The organism is Microcoleus sp. PH2017_34_RAT_O_A, from assembly GCF_020737885.1.
In the GTDB taxonomy this organism is placed as follows: Bacteria; Cyanobacteriota; Cyanobacteriia; order Cyanobacteriales; family Microcoleaceae; genus Microcoleus.
Genome location: NZ_JAEQDD010000003.1, coordinates 183339 through 202677, shown reverse-complemented (window position 1 = coordinate 202677; position 19339 = coordinate 183339). Strand labels below are relative to the sequence as shown.

Here is a 19339-nt window from a genome sequence, read left to right as displayed (position 1 = left end):
GTAACAAATGGAGTCATATTTTAATTGGTATCTCGGTAAAAAAATGAGTAAGATTACTCATTGACAACAGTGCTTTTAGCTTAACTTGTGAGTAATGGTAATTGCCCAACAAGCTCCGCTGGCATTCAACCATCGCTGAAGTTAGCGGATATTTTCATTTTGGATAACGGCATAGTTTCAGGTAGTAAGTAACAATAACAGCCCCAACGTCATTTAATGTGAATTGCGTTTGTGCTTTGGATGGTTTTTTGATTTGACCTTGGTTGTTTGCGAGTTGCTAGACTTGCTATTCCCCAGTTGTAGCTGTGGGGAAAAGCGGTTTAACAGTCGCTTTTTCTAGTGACGCTTGTTTGAGGTAGCTTAGATGAGTGACACAAGAAAGGAAGTTGGCTAATATATTTTAATGGATGTAACAGATGGATGTTGAGAGTTGAGGGTTGAGGGTTGACTTAATTAGACATTCTATGAGGCCGCACTTAATTATGTAAAGTAGCAGGGAATAATTGTGTAGCGGAGATTTATATCATGAGGTACAATGCGTTAAATTGGGGAATTTGCGTATGTTTGACTCGGTGCTTTTTATTACATCACGCAGCCAGTATTGCTAATTTGCGCGGAATTCGCGATCGCCAATTAGCTGAAACTAATTACTAATTATGCTCAAATGCAACAATCTGCGGATTTGGGCTGGATCTCTGAGAAGTTAGACTATTTATTATGTTAGTGAAAATAATTAGTAGATCGATCGCAAAAATATCTGGTACTATGCCCCTCGGTTTAGCGTTGACATTGCCATTCGTCGTGCAAACTTTCGCCGTAGTCAGTATAGTTGGATATTTGTCGTTCAAAAATGGACAACAAGCAATTCAAAAACTTGCAGACAACTTGCAGGGCGAAATCAGTGGGCGCATTCAAGAACACCTCGCGCATTACTTAGAAAAACCTTATAATATTGTCCAACTCAACGCAGGTGCAGCTCAACTTGGGAAACTGAGACCTGAAGATTTTCTAGAAACTGAACGCTCCTTTTGGCAGCAGGTAAAAATATTTTCATCGGTGCGTCAAATCTATTTAGGGACGAAAGAAGGTCAGTTTATTGGAGTTAGTCGAGAGGAATCTGGTCAATTAGTTACCAGAATTACAGAAAACTTTCCCCGACGTTCTTTTTATGAGCTAGATGCTTTCGGCGATCGAACGAAGCTGTTGCGTTTTGAACCAACTTATGACTTGCGAACTCGCCCTTGGTACATTGGTGCAACCGCAGCCGAATCACCGATATGGACTGCGATTTATACATTTTTTCAAGGCGATTTGGGAATCACGGTGGCTCAGCCATTTTATGATAAGAAGGGCGACTTTCGTGGCATCATGGCAGTCGATATTCTTTTGGGTCAAATTAGCGATTTTCTTAGAAAAATCAAAATTAGTCGATCGGGTCAGGTATTTATTATGGAGCGATCGGGCGCAATAGTTGGCAGTTCGACGGAGGAAAAACCGTACATTACTGACGCCAGTGGCAAATTGCAACGCTTGCCAGCAATTGATAGCACAAATCCCTTAACTGCATCGGCAGCAAAACACATAATTAGTAGTTTCAACTTGAGCTTAGTTGAACCACCACAAAAGCTACAATTTAAACTTAACAATCAATCTAATTTTGTACATATTCTGTCCTATAAAGACCAGGTAGGACTGGATTGGTTGGTGGTGGTAGTAATTCCAGCAAACGATTTCATGGATGAAATCAATAGCAACACCCGCAGCACTATTTTACTTTGTATCGCTGCCCTATTTCTATCAATAATTATTGGAACTTTGACAGCGCGATCGCTCACAAAGCCAATTCTCCGATTAAACGCAGCAGCCAAAAACCTTGCGGGAGGAGAATGGGAGCACAAAGTTGAGCTGGATCTCGATCGCACCGACGAAGTAGGGCAGCTAGCCAAATCCTTTACCAGCATGGCATCTCAACTGCAAATATCCTTCAATACCCTAGAAACTCAGAATCAAGAATTGCAGCAACTCGACAAACTCAAAGACGAATTCTTAGCCAACACTTCCCACGAATTCCGAACTCCCCTTAACGGAATGATCGGCATTGCCGAATCAATGATTGACGGCGCCACCGGAACGTTATCAGAAATTCAACAACAAAACCTCTCAATGATTGCCAGCAGTGGCAGGCGACTCAACGAACTTGTTGACAACATTCTTGACTTTGCCCAACTCAAAAATCAGAAACTAGAATTGCAGCTTCAGAGTGTAGGATTGAGGTCAATTGTCGAAGTGATTCTCACCGTTTGTCAACATTTAACGGCTGGCAAAGATTTAGAATTAATTAATGCCATCGATTCAGATTTGCCATTAGTTTTAGCCGACGAAAACCGCCTGCAACAAATCTTCTACAATTTAATTGGAAATGCGATTAAATTTACGGAATCCGGCACGGTAAAAATATCAGCAGCAATTGTAGATACCGACGGCAAAACATCTCTGGGAGTGTCCCCGTCAAATCTCCCAGCATCAAACCCAGATTTTCAAATAGCTGTCACGGTTTCCGACACAGGAATCGGAATTTCTGTCGCTAATCTCGATCGCATTTTTGAACCATTTGAACAAGGCGACGGTTCCACAGTCAGGCAATACGGAGGCACAGGCTTAGGTTTGACACTCTCCAAACAATTTGTCGAACTCCACGGCGGCAAAATATACGCAGAATCCCAAATCGGCATCGGTTCGCGTTTCACATTTACCCTACCTCTTTCTCCCGAAACCATTCATCCTAGCGAAGCAGGAATAAATCGGCAGCTAGCATCGCCAATTCAGGATTCAGAATCAGAAAACAACAGAAATAAAACTTATCTATCCTCCAATTGGAATGTGCCTAAACCCGCTCCGAATCCAGTAAAGCAAGCCACTGCGCTATTAGAAGTCGAAAAATTTAAACTTTTGATAGTTGATGACGATCCGATTAACCTGCAAGTTTTAAACAATCACCTTTCTCTACAAAATTACAGTGTCATTCAGGCACTAAACGGCGAACAAGCCTTATCACTCTTGGAAAGCGGGGTGCATTTTGACTTAATCATTCTCGACATCATGATGCCCAGAATGTCTGGTTATGAAGTCTGCGCTAAACTCAGAGAGAAATACCCATCTCACGAGTTGCCCGTAGTGATGCTAACTGCCAAAAATCAAGTATCAGACTTAATAGCAGGATTTCAATTCGGAGCAAATGACTATCTAACTAAACCCTTCTCGAAAGACGAACTGTTAACCAGAATTAAGTCTCACATCAATTTATCGCAAACTAATAGCGCCTACGGGCGATTTTTCCCCGATGCTTTCTTAGACTTTTTGAAAAAAGAAAGCATTGTGGATATCCAATTAGGGAATCATGTCAGCAAACAAATGGCAGTCATGTTTAGCGATATTCGCTCGTTTACTGCCCTTTCCGAAACGATGACTCCGCAGCAAAACTTTGACTTTGTTAATGATTACCTGCGAGAAGTAAGTCCAAAAATTAGAGAACATCACGGCTTTATTGTCAAGTATTTAGGAGATGGGATGATGGCTGTTTTTCCCAACGGTGCTGACGATGCTGTCAAAGGTGGAATCGCTAAACTGCAACAAGTGTACGAATATAATGCCGATCGCATACACAGCGGATATCCACCGATTCAAGTCGGCGTAGGAGTGCATTTTGGTCACATGATGGTGGGTATAGTTGGGGAAGCGGAGAGAATGCAGGGAGATGCTTTTTCGGATAATGTCAATTTAGCCTCTCGTCTGGAAAGTCTCACTAAGTTATATGGAGTATCTTTGATAATTTCCGAGAAAGTTTTGGATAATTTGACGGATCGCGAACAGTATCAAATCCGTTTTTTAGATAGAGTAATTGTCAAGGGAAAACAGCAGCCAATTTCTATCTATGAAGTCCTCGATGCAGAAACAGAGTTGCTCAGGGAAATGAAGTTACAAACTCAGACTGATTTTGAACGGGGTTTAGAACATTATCGCTCTCACGAATTTAAGGCTGCTAAAATCTGTTTTTATCAAGTTTTAGCCGTTAATCCTGACGATAAAACGGCTGCACTGTATTTGGAGCGAGTCAATCATTTGATTGAGAGAGGCGTACCGGAAAATTGGTCTGGGGTTTGGACTTTAACTCAGAAGTGATATCGTAGTATCGGTAGATAGTAGATTTGCGGGTTTCAAACAACTTAAGAATTGAGTCAACGACAATTTCTGTAACGATGGGGTTAAAGTCGGTAATAAAGTCATCGGCTTCCAGATTGGCCCTAAAAAATTGCTTAGCCCGATCGCACTGATAGCGCATTTCGTCAAATCCCACAATTTTGACCATAAACGTTGCTAGGGGGGAGTTTTCCAAATCGGTATTAGAACTGCTTTTCGCCCGCCCATTTTCTAATAAATTGAATACTTCTGTTTCTAAAGGAGTTTGAGGTTGGTGAGGTTTCTCTATTTCAGGAAAAAAGCTTTCCAGACGGATGCCTTTATCGGCTCTATCTGGCAGTTCTCCCATCATCATGGCCAGAGAAACATCGAGTCCCAAACCGGAAGAAAGAGCTTCCAGTAGGGCGATAGCAGCCAGTTTGCACCCCAGATAAAGCTGGGAAATTTCGAGATTGTACCTAGCAGTAGTTTCCCAGCGTTGATATGTGCGATCGTCTGGGAATCCCTCAAACTGCCGAAAAATCACCTCGGGCTTGAGATAAGTCAGAAAACCCTCCATCTTCAGCAAAGCAACTCGGTAGTCGCGAACTGTATAAAAACCGTAGCTGGTGATATTGTGATTAGTTTCCGGTAATAAATTCCAGGTATTTGCCAAAAAATGGGCTGAACTTTCGTGAGCAAAACTAATTACATCCCGGTTGGCAATTCGCACAGCTTTTTTCACTGTTTCCCGTATTTGCTCATCAGTTAAACTGAGGTGAAACAGGCTAGTTATTGCTTGCAAGCGGTCATAAAGGCGCCCAGTTGCGGTGACTCCCCACTCGGCGGAGCGAAACGGAATTGTTTCTTCTATGCAGGCGACAATTTGAAGCAATTGCTCGGGCTTGAGAAATGGTTCGAGAGATTTTGCTGCAACTAAAGCGCTGAGAAATTCGTTTTGTCCGACGAAGGGATTGAGCACTTCTCCGGGTACAAAACCGAATATGAGCATTACCATTTCTAAGGTAGCATCAGCAGGGAGTTCAGATTGCTCCCGAATCCGTAGCTGTTTGTTAACCTCTTTGGTAACAGGAGTGATGTAGTAGCTGACGTTAAAGTTAATGCTGTGATCGACTTGTACGTAGACGATATCGTGAAATAAAGCTGCCAAAACCTCGATCGCATCTTGATTTCCCCCGACCTCAAAAATATGTTCGGGAGTATGGAAAAACCGCCAGGGCCCGGTCATCGGCTGAACTATAAGTTCGGCAATCCGAGCTAGTTCGGTTGGTTCGACTTCTGCGTTGAGGCGAGCGATCGCCCAAATCAGCTTTTCTAAGCATTGTAAGTATGCTTCTTTGCTATCAATCACAGTCTTTTCCACTAACATTACACCCACTTCTACCATCCTCTTATTGTTTTTATTTTTCCGTAAATTTGCCCCGTTTTTTATTTCTGAGTTTTTTTGAAGAGATTAACAGGAATTTAGGAAGCAAATACTTCCTTGAAATCAACTTAATTCCCTGTAGCAGATCTGCCTTGTTTTCCCAATCTAATTAGGACAAAGTATGATAAGTAAACCACATAAATTGCTAAACCTGTCAAACCCAAAAATCCCAAAAATTGAGGGCTTGCTTTAGCATGAAACATCTGTTTGTACAGCCAAGGCGGGTCAAACCAAACGCTGCAAAAAGGTTCGTCAATTACTTGTATTTGAGATTTAAAGGCACAGGTTAAGAAGGGAATTTGAGCTAGAGCGCCCAAACCGCTGTAAACAGTAATCGCCCACCGCCAAGCTGTAAAAGCCAGCTTTAAAGACGACTGCGGTCGATCGGCAATTTCGTCGTTTAAATCTTCCCAAAACCACAGACAAGCAGGAATCAATGCCCTCCCCATCACCGACGACACAAAGCTTACAGGCAGTGCAGCCATCATCAGGTAAAGTGTAATTGCCAACAAACTCGCCACCCGCCAATAAATCATCAACAAACGGGCGATCGCGTCAGATGAAGCAAAAACAGCCCAAATCAGCACTACCAGCGGGATCGAAACGGTTAATAACACCGACAACCGGTAATCCATCCACACAAGTGGTTGAAACCAAGGCCCGGTGGCTGCCAATAAAAGACTAAACATCTTTGGGAAAATATACTTACTTATTTCTGACAGATTTTACTACAAAAACGCTCAAAAATCAGGGATGAGATAAGACGGCGGTCTTTTTAGGTCTTCTTAGGATCGTGAATTAAATAATTTACACATATTTGTGGGATGGGCGTCCCGCCCGTCCAGAAAGGACGGGCGGGACGCCCATCCCACAAGAACAATAAAAAAAATTGTAAGTTATTTAATTCTCATTCCTTAGTTGCTTCATAAACCGATCAAAAAATCCCGCGCCAAAAGTTAATTTCGGCGCGGGATCGAAGGGAGAAAACTAAGTTGCTCGTTTATTCGTCGTAGATGCGGCACTCAGCAGCGTCAGGATTGTCATCGCAATACTTTTCAAAAGAATTCTTAGGTTTGACTTGCTTTTGGTGGGAAGCTTCAGCTTGCAGTTCTTCAACTGCGTCCCACGCTGCTGCACATTCCCCGGAAGTGGCGCCCTTCAAGTCACAGACGGTACGAGCGCTTTCTAGTTCTTCTTCAATTTTTTCTTCGATGTTGCCTGCGGGTGTTGTTGTCATAAACTTGTTGGTATGAAAGGTTTTCTTTTTGGATGTTAGCTTGTGTTTGACTTGCCGTTTCTGTCTGGCGATCTCAACTAATACTAGCTTGAGATGTGCTGCTGTGGCAGCCCAGATAGAAACCATCCCTAACTGCGATCGCGGCCGCCGTCTTTACTTCCTGCTTTGCCCAGATCCCGTCGGCGGGTTCTAGTCCACAGGCATGAATGCAGGTTGAGCTGACCTGACTTTTTATGAAAACACTACACGAAGTTGGTGTGTCAAACTGTATTGAGCTTTATCTTTTAAGATTTTGCTGAACACGGCTTTTAACACTAAACAGATTGAGTCGAGACTCATGTTAACTTATGTTAACACGATCGCGGACTGCGAGGGGAATCGATCGCCCCATAAAACCGTCCCGTCAGTGGCCTGTTCCGGTTAGCCTAAGTATTGTAAAACTTTATTAAAACTATAAGCAACAGTAAGCAATAGTAGTACCATATAGTCAGGAGGGCAAAATGAAACTACCCGATTACGCAAAAGCAATAGGCATCAGTTATACAACAGCTTGGCGGTGGTGGAAGACTGGCAAGCTACCACATCCGGCACGGCAAACAGAAAGCGGTTTAATTATAGTTGACTATTCGCCACAAAAACCACGTTCGGAGTTGAAACAAAATCGAGTTGCAATTTACAGCCGAGTCTCGTCTTCTGAAAACAAGGAAAATCTCAACCGCCAATCACTTCGATTAACCGAATATGCGATAGCCAACGGTTATCAAATCGTCAGAAATGTCAAAGAAATTGGCAGCGGATTAAATGACAACAGAAAACAACTAGAAGCTTTACTCCAACAAGATGACTACAATATTCTTTTAATTGAACATAAAGACCGTCTAGCTAGATTTGGCACACATTATCTAGACATACTTCTACTAAGATCAGGAGTTAAGCTAGAAATTGTCAATTTAGCCGACAATGGGCGAGATGAATTAATGCAAGACTTAGTGGCTGTTGTCACAAGTTTTGCTGCTCGACTTTACGGACAACGCCTGGGAGCACGAAAAACGGAGAGAATCATTGCCGAGTTAAAAAATGGAGAGTCTGAATGCAATTAGCAGAGAGACATATCATTAAATCCACAGAACATCGTTTCGCCACTATCGATCGGTTAGCCTTTAAATCAAAAAATCTCTACAATGCTGCCAACTACGTTATCCGCCAAAACTTTGTATACGGATGGGGGTATCTCAACTACAACAAAATGGCTCAGTTGATGAAATCTCATCCAGCATACAAAGCATTGCCAGCGAAAGTAAGCCAACAAATCTTGATGATATTGGACAAGAATTGGCAAGGTTTTTTTGCAACCGTTAAAGCTTATAAAATGCAGCCCACAAAATTCACGGGATGCCCAAAACTACCTAAGTATAAAGATAAAGTCAAAGGGCGAAACCTTGTTGTATACACAATTCAGGCGATTAGTAGTAAGCAATTACCGAAAGGAATTATAAAAATTTCAGGGACTGATATCTCAATTAAAACTCAGGTAAAACCAGAGAAAATATGTCAAGTTAGGTTAGTTTCCAAGTGTGATTCTTATGCGATTGAGGTAATTCACGATGAGCCGGAGTCCACCAGTGATGCAAATCAGAAAGAATCAGTAGCTAGTATAGATTTAGGATTGAATAATTTAGGAGCGCTAACTTCAAATCAGCCGGGGTTTGTCCCTTTACTGATTAACGGGCGACCACTGAAATCAATTAATCAATTCTACAACAAACGTAAGGCACATATACAGTCTCGATTGAAAGGTCTGCGCCAAACATCGCGTAGAATTCAGCGCTTGACTCGTTGTCGAAACCAGAAAATCGATAATTACTTGCACCATGCCAGTCGTGACATTATCAATCTTTTAAGAGAACTCAAGATTGGGACTCTGGTAATTGGCAAAAATGTACAATGGAAAAACGAGATAAATTTGGGGAAAAAAACTAATCAGAACTTCGTCACAATTCCTCATGATCGATTGATTGAGATGTTGGAATATAAGGCTGCATTAGTTGGGATAAGAGTGATGTTACAGGAAGAATCATATACTTCTGTCTCCAGTTTTATTTCTTTAGACCCGATTTCTGTTTACGGTCAGAATAGCGCCCAGGATGTCAAGTTTAGTGGCAAACGAATTAAGAGAGGATTGTACAAAACATCGAGCGGTCAATTAATTAATGCCGATGTTAATGGGTCTTACAATATCATGAGAAAAGCAATCCCAAATGCTTTTAGCAATGGGATAGGGATCTGCGTAGCTCAGCCGAGGCGGGTCAATCCGCTCGAAGTAAGAAAGAAGGGGGAGGGACTTCATGCCTCCTGTGTCATGTAATAAATGACTATACTTTTACAAGCTATAGAAATAGTTTTTATAGAGAAGTTTGCCTTATGTACGAAAACCAAATGCAATGGGTCAGTGCTTTATCAACCCGTCCGTCTTTAGAATCAGCCCTGAAAGAAGTTGTAGAACAAGCCGATCGCGAATTAGAAGGCCCGGCAGATTTAGCCCTGATCTTTATCTCATCTGCCTTTGCTAGCGAGTATTCTCGGCTGATGCCTTTACTGCGAGAATTGCTGCCCGTGCCCGCGATTTTGGGCTGCGGCGGGGGAGGAGTCATCGGCACGAACCGGGGCGGGCTCACCGAAGAAGTAGAGGGTTCTCCCGCAGTCAGCCTGAGTTTAGCCCGCTTACCTGGAGTAAACGTCAGAACTTTTCACGTCGGTGCAGAAGAACTGCCGGACTTGGACAGCCCCCCGGATACTTGGGTGAATGTCTTGGGTGTGCCTGCCCAGGAAGAACCGCAGTTTATCATCTTGGCAGACCCATTTTCCTCACAAATTAACGATTTGCTCCAAGGACTCGATTATGCCTATCCGGGCGCGCCGAAGGTAGGAGGACTGGCCGGCGGGGACGGTGCGGGCAGAGGTGCGGCGCTGTTTTGCGACTATCAGTTGTACCGAGAAGGGACGGTGGGAGTGGCTTTGAGCGGGAATATAGTTCTGGAAACGATCGTCGCGCAAGGCTGTAGACCGATCGGGCATCCTTATCGGGTGACGGAAGGAGAGCGCAATATTTTGCTGAAACTCGAAGAACAAACCGACGATATGGGCAGCAGGGGCATCGAGCGATCGCCCTTAGACGCCCTGCGAGAGTTAGTTCAAACTTTGAGCGAAGCAGACAGAGAATTAGCGCAGCACTCGTTATTTGTCGGCTTAGTCAGCGATGAATTCAAGATGACATTAGAGCCTGGGGATTTTTTAATCCGCAATTTGTTGGGTGTAGATCCGAAAGTGGGGGCAATTGCGATCGGCGATCGAGTCCGTCCCGGACAGCGCATCCAATTTCACCTGCGGGACGCCCGCACCTCCGCAGAAGATCTAGAAATGCTGCTCGATCGGCATCAGCGATCGGCCGAGGACAGGGGTACATCCAGTGCCGGCGCCTTGATGTTCTCCTGTCTGGGGCGCGGGGAAGGGCTTTACGGTCAATCGAACTTTGACTCGCGACTGTTCGGCAGATACCTCAAAAACATCCCCTTGAGCGGCTTTTTCTGCAACGGCGAAATCGGCCCTGTCGGGGGCAGCACATTTCTGCACGGTTACACCTCGGTATTCGGGATTTGCCGCCAAAATTCCTAATTTTGTTGACTGTTGATGGTTGATATCATCTCAAATCCGGTGGCATCGGAATTATTAGCCAAAATTAGGAGACGGCAGTGCCGTTTCCCTACAATATTATTTTCGGTAGGGAAACGGCACTGCCGTCTCCTCGCTTGTCATTCCGATGGCATCGAAATTGATATCAAATCCGGTGGCATCGGAATTATTAGTAGCCAAAATTAGGAGACGGCAGTGCCGTTTCCCTACAATATTATTTTCGGTAGGGAAACGGCACTGCCGTCTCCTCCGTTGCTTTTGACCAAAAAATAAAAGCGGCAGTCACCTGCCGCTTTTAGCTTTAACTAGATATCCGGAAACCTTAGAAACTAAAGGTTGTCCGCAGGACTCCTACCCAGATATCTTCGTTGTTTTTGTTGTGTTCCGGATTCAGAATCACGTAAACGCCGGGTGTCACCGAAATAAAGTCATTAACTTGGAAGCGATAGAAACCCTCTAAGTGATAAGAGGTGTCGCGATCTCTTCTGACATCGCTCTCAGTAACTTTTGGCGGTACACCGGCAATAAAACCGAGGAGGTTTCCAGGCTTGCCAAAATCTGGCAGGGCCAAGAAAAGAGCACCATTCTGAATAGTAGCGTCTCGATCTGCGCCACGTTCTTGGTGAGCCTTGGTGTAACCGTACCAACCACCCAACTGGAAGCGCGGGCTGGGTTTGAGGTTAAGTTGTACCCCAAAGTTATCTGATGCAGTCGATATTTGACCGAAGGGACGGTTAGCCAAGGCACTGCCTGTGCCGCCCATGATCGCAACATCGCCACCCCGATTGTATTTCCGGTTGTAAGTTGCACCAATGTCAATAAATTTGCTTAGGGAGAAGTTGAGCTGACCCAAAGCGCTGAAAGAACCGTCGAAAACGCCCCGGCCATTAGCTGGGTTGGGAGCATCGCCGTCGGAGGCAAGATAGGCGACTGTGGCTCTCACGGCGCCAAAGTTGTATTTGATAGCAGCACCTGCTCCTTCGGGGCCGCGGAACACTGCTGGGTTGTAACGTCCAAACGCGGAGATAGCGCCGCTACTAGGACTTTCTAAGGGAGTAGTCAGTTCGGCAACGTCATCGAGCCTCAGTCCTTTCGGCCCGAACCAGACTGTAGCGTTGCCTGCTGGGAAGCGATACCACAATTGATCGAGGGAGAATTGGCTGCCGTCTTCGCCGGTGAGGGCGACGCGAGCCATGTTTGTACCAGTGGCAGTGGCTGCACCGTAGTTGGCGACGTTTCTAGCTTGCAAGCGGGTTCTGAGCAAGTCTTTGCCGGTGAAGCTGGTGTTGAAGTTCAACCGCACCCGGTAGCCGAGGGTGGTGGAAGTTTTGTCGTCGCGCAGGCCGATACCATCTCCGAAGCTGTCGCTGGCGAGAAAAATGGCTTCTCCTGCCAGTTTGGTTGTGGTGGAGAACTGGTTGGCTTCGAGTTCTGCGGTGCGAGCTTCCAGACCGTCTACTCGTCCGCGCAGGGTAGCGAGTTCGGCTGCAAATTCTTCTTGCAGGCGTTGCAGGATGGCTAAGTCGTCTTTGGTGACGAAGGTCGATGTTGCCGAGCTAATTTGCTTGGTTACTTGGTCTAAGCAAGCGTTGACGCCGGCTGCAAATTCGTAGCGAGTCAGGGCGCGGTTGCCGCGGTAGGTGCCGTCGGGATAGCCTACGATACAACCGTAGCGTTCGACTAGCGATTGCAGGGCTTGGAATGCCCAATCTGTCGGCCGCACGTCGGAGAGCTGAGAGACCGATGTCACTTGGGACATGGCTCCAGATGGTTCGGCGGGGAGGGCTTGGGGTGCTGCTGGGACGATCGGGCCACCCATGCCTGCGGGTGCTGTCTGAGCAATTTCTACCTTGGCGGCTGGGGTGCTAGCAATTGCTGGCACTTCAGTTTTGGCGGTTGCTGTCGGGGTGCTTTCCACTGCCAAGTCTGAGGCTTGGGGCAATGGTTGGGCTGTGGTGACAGCAGGTAGGGGAGCGATCGCTGCCGCTGTGGTGGCGGGGGCGATGGGCGCTGCTGCATTGATGTCGATCGCTGCTGTTTGCAGTTCTGTGGCGCTGGTTTCTGGTGCGATTGCTGCCAGTTTTTCGGCGTCTGCGGAGTTGGCGATCGGGGTTTCTGCCGCCGGAGCGATGCTGTTTAAAGCCAGCTTTTCTGGGGCAGCAGGGGTTGCTGCAACTGGTTCTACAATTTTTGACTCAGATGGCTGTGCTGTTGCTACCTGGTTGGCTTCAGCGGTTGCGGTCGCTTCAGTAGCGATCGCAGCGGTACTGACGACTGATGATAGCCCCAGAATTGCCGGGGATACTAGAAGTAAATTCCAAAAAGTTCTGTTCATTTTCCTCACACCTTCACACTCTATTCAACTCGATCGGCAATTCCCAACTGATACTTTTTGTGGTTCCTTGCCTGTTGACAATAACTGCCAAAAAAATAGAACCTATCCATAACTGTTGATGCACAGTAGGCGTGTCTAGTTCCTGCTTGAACGTAGAAGGCTGGCCCTTTTTACAGCCCAGACCCCAATTTAGGTCAAGCCCACATTACACTACGCTTGATTATACCATCAGTTGCTAATTTCATCTGTCGATCGCCAGACTTGCTGGAGTTGCTTTCTCCGACAGGGCGATCGACAACCAGTGGTATGGGTTAGACCACAATCGCCTCAAACTGACAAATACTGATAGTCCTTGCTTATGTCTGAGTTAACACACACTTATAGGTAGGATTAGGGCTGCTTGTCGCATTCCTTATACAGCTTTCGATCCTATTATGTCAAGCTTTTTAACCTAACTTTAAACCTCGCGGCCCGGACGGGGTTATTTTTCCGCCAGCAGTGGGGAACGGAAGGTTAAACGCTGCTAGATGCACCTGTGGGGGCAAAATTCCAGTCTTGACCAATTTGGGTGTTCTGATGCGCCCACCAGTCGAGACTTGCCAGCGCGATCGGCATTTTTGAGATGCCCCGTTCGGCGACTTGAATTTGCCACTATTTTAACACAATTTTTTTGTAGTTTGACAGTGGCAGCAGACTGAATGTCTGTGACCTAAAATTAAAGTTTTGTTCCCTCGCTGCGAAGGAGTTTTACAGCCAGTTATTTTTTTGGCACAGCCGATGTCTTTCAAATCACCTTTTGTATGTGATTTATGCTACCGAACAAGGAGCTATTGAGCCTTCACCATTCCTGGACGGATCAACCCGGTCAAATGGACGAAAATACTTGCTTTGATGCGATCGCTCGCAGTTAAAAAAACGGTGTATGAGAGCAAGGAGTGCCTCCAGGACATTCCTCATTCGCTACTAACACAATAAATAAATGCCACAAATTATTAGAGGGCGATCGAAGAACCTGTAGATGTGGCAATGCACTTAACCTCGCTCTGGTATGTTACATTGAGGCGCAGCATCTATCTTTTTTGCCACCTTCCATCTATGACTTTGATTAAAAGCAAACTGGGCTTCTTAGTAGTTATCTTATTGATATTAGGATTGTTTTTTCGATTCACCAACATCGACACAAAGTTTTATTGGTATGATGAAGTATTTACTTCCCTGCGGATTTCGGGATACACGCAAACAGAAGTGCTGCATGAAATAAGCAGCGTTCAGTTAGTCGGCGCACAAGATTTGATGAAATATCAGCGCTCCAATCCCACAAAAAATTTTGGCGATACAGTTAAAGGTATTGCCATTGAAGAACCTCAACTGCCACCTCTATATTTTCTGGCAGTCAAGTGTTGGGGAAAACTATTCGGTGATTCTCCTTTATCGACGAGAAGTTTCTCAGTTTGGATGAGTTTGTTAGCCTTTCCCGCTCTGTACTGGCTGTGCCGAGAATTGTTTCCAGCACCAGAAGTGGCGTGGATAGCCGTGGGATTGCTAGCAGTTTCTCCCTTGCACGTGCTTTACGCTCAAGAAGCTCGTCCCTACAGCTTGTGGCCGGTGCTGATTTTAGTTTCTTGTGCGTCTCTGCTGAGAGCAATGCGGCTTCAAACTAAGCTAAGTTGGAGTATTTATGCAGTAGCAACTATTCTGGGATTTTACACACACTTGTTTAGCCTGTTAGTCGCTTTGGGACACGGAATTTATGTATGGGGAATGCAAGGTTATAGGTTGAATCGCAAGGTAGTTAATTACGTGATGGCAATTGGCTTGTCTTTGGTAGCTTTTCTGCCTTGGATGGTGATTCTAGTAATAAACAAAAAGGCAGCAAAAGAGGCGACTCTTTGGGCGAATGGAGACAGTAATTTGCTATCTTTGATTAATAATTGGAGCGGGAATATCGGTCGTGTTTTTTGGGATTTTGGGCTAAATTCTCAGGCTACATCAATAAATTTGATTGGGTTGATGGCAGCGACTTTGATTTTATTGGCAATCGTAAGTTATGCGGTTTATTTTCTGTGTTGTGAGACAAAGAAACAGGTTTGGCTGTTTTTGCTGGTGTTGATGGCGGTGACAGCAGTGGCAGTGATGCTACCAGATGTTATATTGGGAGGAATCCGATCGACTAAACCTCGCTATCTATTTCCGACTTATTTGGCGATGCAAATATCTGTTGCTTACCTGTTAGCGACTAAAATTAGCGCGCTGGGCGTGCCAAGCTGGAAACGGCAGATGTGGAAAGTTCTGACAGTTGTACTGCTAACGGGCTCTGTGCTGTCGAATATTGTTAGTTCTCAAGCCGAGACTTGGTGGACTAAGGAATTGGGCCGGGAAAATCCCGTAATTGCTCGGAGGATCGATCGCGCTCCTAAGCCGCTGGTTGTCAGTGATATCTCGGAAGTCACTCTGGGAAATATACTGTCAATGAGTCATTTGTTAGAGCCGAAAGTGATGTGGCAATTGGTGTTGCTTGACCAGGAAGGGCGCCGTCAAGCTCAGTTGCTAGACCCACCCGCGATACCCAAAATTCCCAGCGGTTTTAGCGATGTTTTTGTTTACGGGCGAACGCAGAATTTTAGTGCTAAGCTGGCAAAAATGCACAACTCGAAAATAGATGTGCCGAAAAAACAAACAATCCAAATGTTGTGGGTTGGCAAGTTAGAAAAAGAGTGAGAGTTATGGAAGATTTTGGTATTATTATTGCCTGCTGCGACCAGGATTATCTGTTTGCTAAGGGTTGCTGTGCTAGCATTCGATATTTCCTGGGAGATGTACCGATTTGTTTGTTGATTGATGGTACGTTTTCTGTGAGTGCTTTGGAAAAGTCTTACGGGGTGCGAGTTATCGATCGCACAAACGTTTCCCAAGAGGTTCTCAGGAAAAGAAGTTTTGGTTGGGGTAAAACTAAAATGATTGCCTTCTGGGAAAGCCCTTGGTCGAATTTTATGGTTTTGGATGCCGATACGATCGTCTGGGGCGATGTTCTGAAGTTGGCTAATTTTAAAGAATTTGATTTTACTGTAGACAAGCCTTGTTACGATTACTCGGATGCAGATGTTTCGGAGTTTTTCTTTGATATTCCGGGCGTTGAAAAGCATTTCCCGAAGTTTAGGTGGTCGGAATCGCGATCGAACTATTTCTGCACGGGTACTTTTTTTGCTAAACGCGGTATTTTTAGCTTGGAAGAATACATAGAAATTTTAGATTTTACGGAGGCTAATCCGGGGATATTTAAGTACGGAGAAATGGGGTTTTTGAACTTTATGATTTTCCGGGCGGCCGGGGAAAATCGACTGCGGGTGCAGAATGTGGATATGCAGTTGTTGGTGCCGGATTTTGACCAGGATTTGCTGAGAAAGCGGTTTCCGGTGGCAGAAAACGGGCCTGCGGGCGATCGCGAGTCGGCGACTGTGATTCACTGGTGCGGGCCGAAGCCGACTTTATCGACATCTAAGGTTTACTCGGAACCGATGAATTTTTGCCGCCGCAAGTGTCAGGAGGATGCTTGGAATCGCACGGGTTTGGCTGCGGAGATGTCGCTGCAAGTTGAGGATTTTCAGCGATCGATCTATGTGTATAAGAATAAGTTTAAGAAGAAGTTTCGGCAGTTAGTGCGATCGACTTGAAAAAATACCACAATTAAGTTTGTAGTAAGGACTTTAGTCCTTATAATTATCGTCGGCAATTAAGTTTGTAGTAAGGACTTTAGTCCTTATAATTATCGTCGGTAGATTACCGATAGTCCAATTAGTTCGTAGTGAGGATTTCAGTCATAAGAAAAGAAGGACTAAAGTCCTCACTACGAACCAATTTTATTGGAAAGAAGGACTAAAGTCCTCACTACGAACCAATTTTATTATGCTTGTTGATGTGAATATTATTCATCGAGCGAGCGATCGACAATTTAACCTTCCAGAGGCAAAGTGGGCGCGGCTGGCGGTAAAACTTGGCGGTGAACGCTGACTTTGTGACTTTCCCGCTGAGTTTGCATTTCGACGGCGATCGCCTCAAATTCAATTTCCATGCAGCCGTAGGGAATCTCTAACTCGATACTAGCTCGCATATTTCCCAACCCGGTAGCTGTAAATTCGGTAATCCAGCGCGGCCCGTCGAGAATTAGGTAGGTTTGCCGATCGAATACCCAAACTTTTACATAAATCCGCGGCATTAATTCCGGTAGTTGCACTTTCACTATTACAGCCTGGCCTGCAAGGATTTGGGCGCGCGGCAATTCCAGGATGGGCATCGGTACTGACTCGTCTTCTGACAAAACGTAGGGAGTTGGTGGAGTTGCTTCTGCTTCTACTTTGGTGGTTTTTTGAGCAACTTGTTTCGGCTGCGGGGGCTCGTCAAACACCACAAATTCTCTCGCTTCCGGGCCAGTAGGTTGCGGTTGGGAAATGGTTTCCCTGATTGCTGGTTGCACTTTAGTTGGGCTGCTTTCTTCGACGACTGTTATGGCTTCGCTGGTATTGGGGGTGGCTTTTGGAGTTGGCGACAGGCTGGTTGCTTTCAGCCATTCGGGGGATTCGCCGGTGCTGGCTAGGGAACTCAGTCGCGACCAAAATCTATTTTGGACGTTTAAGGTTTGAAATGCCTTTTGTGAGGGGGGTGGCGTAGGTTCTGGGGCTGGTGTTTCTGGTTCGGGAGTGTTTTGGGGTTTTTGGTCGATCGCCCGAACTTCGGCCTTTTCTGGGGTAGTTGCGATGTCTGAGGGTTTGGTTGGTTGGTCGATCGCCCCGGCGGATGTTCTAGACGAATTGGTGATTTCTGAGAGCAATTGCGATCGGCTGCTGTCGGGCAGTTTGTTACCGAATGCCGGCAATTCTAGGCCGCCCGCACTTGGAGTCTGGCGGGAATTTAGTTGAGGGGGTAGGGATTCATTGCTTAAAGATTCATTGATGGCGACTTCTGCGGGAGATGGCAGATCTAAGCTTTTTTGTGCTACCCGGAGGAAGGAGGGATGTACTTCTTTCCGAGGTGGTCTGACTGCTGTTGCGGAGGGTTCGGCTTGATGTTTTTCTTCGATGAAATCGTCTTTAATTGCTTCTAGCAGGTGTTCTAAACCGGCTGTAATTGTGAATAGTTTGGTGGCTAAAGTTACATCGCCGCTGCTGAGAATTGCTTCTCCTAAAATTAGGCGACTTTTGCAGTCGGGTGGGATGTAGGTAACGCAGGCAAAGATGCAGGGAGGAGCTTGTTCTGGCATCGGCTGCTCGATTTGGGCGAGTATTTGTGAGGTTTGGGGGTCTCGCAGGTAAATTTGCAGTTGTGCTGAACCGATGAGTTTTTGGAGTTCTTGAAGTTGCGATTCGGGGATGGGAGGTGGTGTTCTTCTGGTTTTTTGAGGTGGTTGGGGAATGTCGATTTTGCCGGAAATGATTAAGGGGCGGCCGAGTTGGGTGATGAAGGTTTCTCGATCGAGTACGAGTTCAAGTTCGAGTTTGACTGGGGGTTTCGGCGGCTGAGGCGTTTGGGGAAGGGGGAATTGGTAGATTTTGGTCGGCTGCGGTGGAGGTGGAGGTGGGGCTGGGATTTCGGTTGGTGTCCGATCGACTGCTGCTGCGTTTTCTGAGGCTGCGGCTTCGGAGGAGTCGATCGCCGGTAGGGGTTCGGAAGTTTCCGATTCTGCGGGCAATACTTCTAATTGCACGCCATACTGCCAAGATTTTGCTGGTTCTGATTTGGGATCTGGTAAGCAGGAGAGTTCCCACATTCCCGGTTTGAGACGAGTGTAGGGAATAATCACGACTAATCCTTCGGGGTTGGTGCGGGCCGATCTGCTTTGGACTTTCCGCTGGGGGGCTGTTTCGTCGAAGGATGTATGGATGATGCGAATTTCGATGTCGGTGTTGGGGTGCTGAATGCGCGCCACGACGCGATATTTGCCTTCTAGAATTTCCACGTCGGGGGTTTCTAGGGGCAACCAGGCGCGATCGCCCTCTTTCTGTAGTAAAAATTCTAATTTTTTCATTTTTGTTTCCCCTTGAAGGCTCCCGCTTGATTTGTCACAGGTTGGTGGTGGTTGGTTGAGCGACAGCTACAGATATTGAATTACTTTATGTTTTATAGCCTATCATCTGTTTCGGTCAAGAGGCTCGATGGACAGTTGACAGTTGACAGTTGACAGTTGACAGTTGACCGCTGACAGTTGACCGCTGACAGTTACATAGTACGAGCATCAAACTGTTTATGCTAAAGAGTCCTAGCATATATCGATTCTATTCTATATATTTATCTCAATATCGGTAGTGGCGGTTGCTATATCGTTCCGTACAATTATCGCCATCCAAGAGCGATCGACTTACCAAACAGAGCCATTCTTCAATCTAAAATCTAAAATCTAAAATCTAAAATCTAAAATTCATTGACGGCGGCCCCACAAGCCGCTACGCTGTGAAATTAAGGT

General features: G+C 45.7%; 12 protein-coding genes. 7 read left to right on the top strand and 5 right to left on the bottom strand.

The annotated features are described in order from the left end of the window. The first annotated feature begins 717 nt into the window (after positions 1 to 717). Positions 718 to 4179, top strand: coding sequence for a response regulator (locus tag JGK11_RS03100; RefSeq protein ID WP_293190613.1), 3462 nt, complete (start codon positions 718 to 720; stop codon positions 4177 to 4179). Here JGK11_RS03100 and JGK11_RS03095 read toward each other — a convergent pair. The 3 genes from JGK11_RS03095 to JGK11_RS03085 form a co-directional block, all read right to left on the bottom strand. After that, positions 4112 to 5566 carry a hypothetical protein gene (locus JGK11_RS03095; protein WP_293210526.1) on the bottom strand — a complete coding sequence of 485 codons (1455 nt, stop codon included), beginning with the start codon at positions 5564 to 5566 and terminating at the stop codon, positions 4112 to 4114. The two genes, JGK11_RS03100 and JGK11_RS03095, sit on opposite strands and share 68 nt — an antisense overlap. Before the next feature lie 125 nt (positions 5567 to 5691). Further along, positions 5692 to 6312: a DUF3177 family protein gene (locus JGK11_RS03090; protein WP_293210523.1), complete on the bottom strand. Its 621-nt coding sequence runs from the start codon at positions 6310 to 6312 to the stop codon at positions 5692 to 5694. Between the two features lie 311 nt (positions 6313 to 6623). Further along, entirely contained in the window at positions 6624 to 6860 is a 237-nt protein-coding gene (locus tag JGK11_RS03085) for a Calvin cycle protein CP12 (protein WP_293151347.1), read from the bottom strand. A gap of 500 nt (positions 6861 to 7360) precedes the next feature. Between JGK11_RS03085 and JGK11_RS03080 the strand changes: the two genes are divergently transcribed. Genes JGK11_RS03080 through JGK11_RS03065 form a run of 4 tightly spaced genes read left to right on the top strand, consistent with a single transcriptional unit; the run spans position 7361 to position 10736 of the window. Further along, positions 7361 to 7960, top strand: a complete 600-nt coding sequence (locus JGK11_RS03080) for an IS607 family transposase (protein ID WP_293183009.1) — start codon at positions 7361 to 7363, stop codon at positions 7958 to 7960. Beyond that, positions 7951 to 9225, top strand: coding sequence for a transposase (locus tag JGK11_RS03075; RefSeq protein WP_293183007.1), 1275 nt, complete (start codon positions 7951 to 7953; stop codon positions 9223 to 9225). Before JGK11_RS03080 ends, JGK11_RS03075 begins: the two co-directional genes overlap by 10 nt. A 56-nt stretch (positions 9226 to 9281) precedes the next feature. Further along, entirely contained in the window at positions 9282 to 10532 is a 1251-nt protein-coding gene (locus JGK11_RS03070; RefSeq protein WP_293183005.1) for an FIST N-terminal domain-containing protein, read from the top strand. Positions 10533 to 10547: 15 nt separating this feature from the next. Then, the gene (locus tag JGK11_RS03065; protein WP_293190611.1) at positions 10548 to 10736 is read left to right on the top strand and encodes a hypothetical protein; all 189 of its coding nucleotides are present in this window, start codon (positions 10548 to 10550) and stop codon (positions 10734 to 10736) included. A 136-nt stretch (positions 10737 to 10872) separates the two neighbouring features. Here the strand turns inward: JGK11_RS03065 and JGK11_RS03060 are convergent, their stop codons facing one another. Then, entirely contained in the window at positions 10873 to 12885 is a 2013-nt protein-coding gene (locus JGK11_RS03060; protein ID WP_293210520.1) for an iron uptake porin, read from the bottom strand. Between the two features lie 1095 nt (positions 12886 to 13980). Between JGK11_RS03060 and JGK11_RS03055 the strand changes: the two genes are divergently transcribed. Both JGK11_RS03055 and JGK11_RS03050 read left to right on the top strand, forming a co-directional pair. Further along, the gene (locus JGK11_RS03055) at positions 13981 to 15603 is read left to right on the top strand and encodes a glycosyltransferase family 39 protein (RefSeq protein WP_293210518.1); all 1623 of its coding nucleotides are present in this window, start codon (positions 13981 to 13983) and stop codon (positions 15601 to 15603) included. 5 nt (positions 15604 to 15608) lie between these two features. Beyond that, the gene (locus tag JGK11_RS03050; RefSeq protein ID WP_293210515.1) at positions 15609 to 16556 is read left to right on the top strand and encodes a hypothetical protein; all 948 of its coding nucleotides are present in this window, start codon (positions 15609 to 15611) and stop codon (positions 16554 to 16556) included. A 278-nt stretch (positions 16557 to 16834) separates the two neighbouring features. On the opposite strand, the gene JGK11_RS03045 is transcribed toward JGK11_RS03050, so the two are convergent. Further along, positions 16835 to 18904 carry a hypothetical protein gene (locus JGK11_RS03045; RefSeq protein WP_293210513.1) on the bottom strand — a complete coding sequence of 690 codons (2070 nt, stop codon included), beginning with the start codon at positions 18902 to 18904 and terminating at the stop codon, positions 16835 to 16837. Positions 18905 to 19339: the final 435 nt, after the last annotated feature.

Coding starts and splice junctions, on each gene's coding strand:
- JGK11_RS03090 (WP_293210523.1), bottom strand. CDS start 6,312: ATGTTTAGTCTTTTATTGGCAGCCACCGGGCCTTGGTTTCAACCACTT.
- JGK11_RS03095 (WP_293210526.1), bottom strand. CDS start 5,566: ATGTTAGTGGAAAAGACTGTGATTGATAGCAAAGAAGCATACTTACAA.
- JGK11_RS03055 (WP_293210518.1), top strand. CDS start 13,981: ATGACTTTGATTAAAAGCAAACTGGGCTTCTTAGTAGTTATCTTATTG.
- JGK11_RS03060 (WP_293210520.1), bottom strand. CDS start 12,885: ATGAACAGAACTTTTTGGAATTTACTTCTAGTATCCCCGGCAATTCTG.
- JGK11_RS03045 (WP_293210513.1), bottom strand. CDS start 18,904: ATGAAAAAATTAGAATTTTTACTACAGAAAGAGGGCGATCGCGCCTGG.
- JGK11_RS03075 (WP_293183007.1), top strand. CDS start 7,951: ATGCAATTAGCAGAGAGACATATCATTAAATCCACAGAACATCGTTTC.
- JGK11_RS03050 (WP_293210515.1), top strand. CDS start 15,609: ATGGAAGATTTTGGTATTATTATTGCCTGCTGCGACCAGGATTATCTG.
- JGK11_RS03070 (WP_293183005.1), top strand. CDS start 9,282: ATGTACGAAAACCAAATGCAATGGGTCAGTGCTTTATCAACCCGTCCG.
- JGK11_RS03085 (WP_293151347.1), bottom strand. CDS start 6,860: ATGACAACAACACCCGCAGGCAACATCGAAGAAAAAATTGAAGAAGAA.
- JGK11_RS03080 (WP_293183009.1), top strand. CDS start 7,361: ATGAAACTACCCGATTACGCAAAAGCAATAGGCATCAGTTATACAACA.
- JGK11_RS03065 (WP_293190611.1), top strand. CDS start 10,548: ATGGTTGATATCATCTCAAATCCGGTGGCATCGGAATTATTAGCCAAA.
- JGK11_RS03100 (WP_293190613.1), top strand. CDS start 718: ATGTTAGTGAAAATAATTAGTAGATCGATCGCAAAAATATCTGGTACT.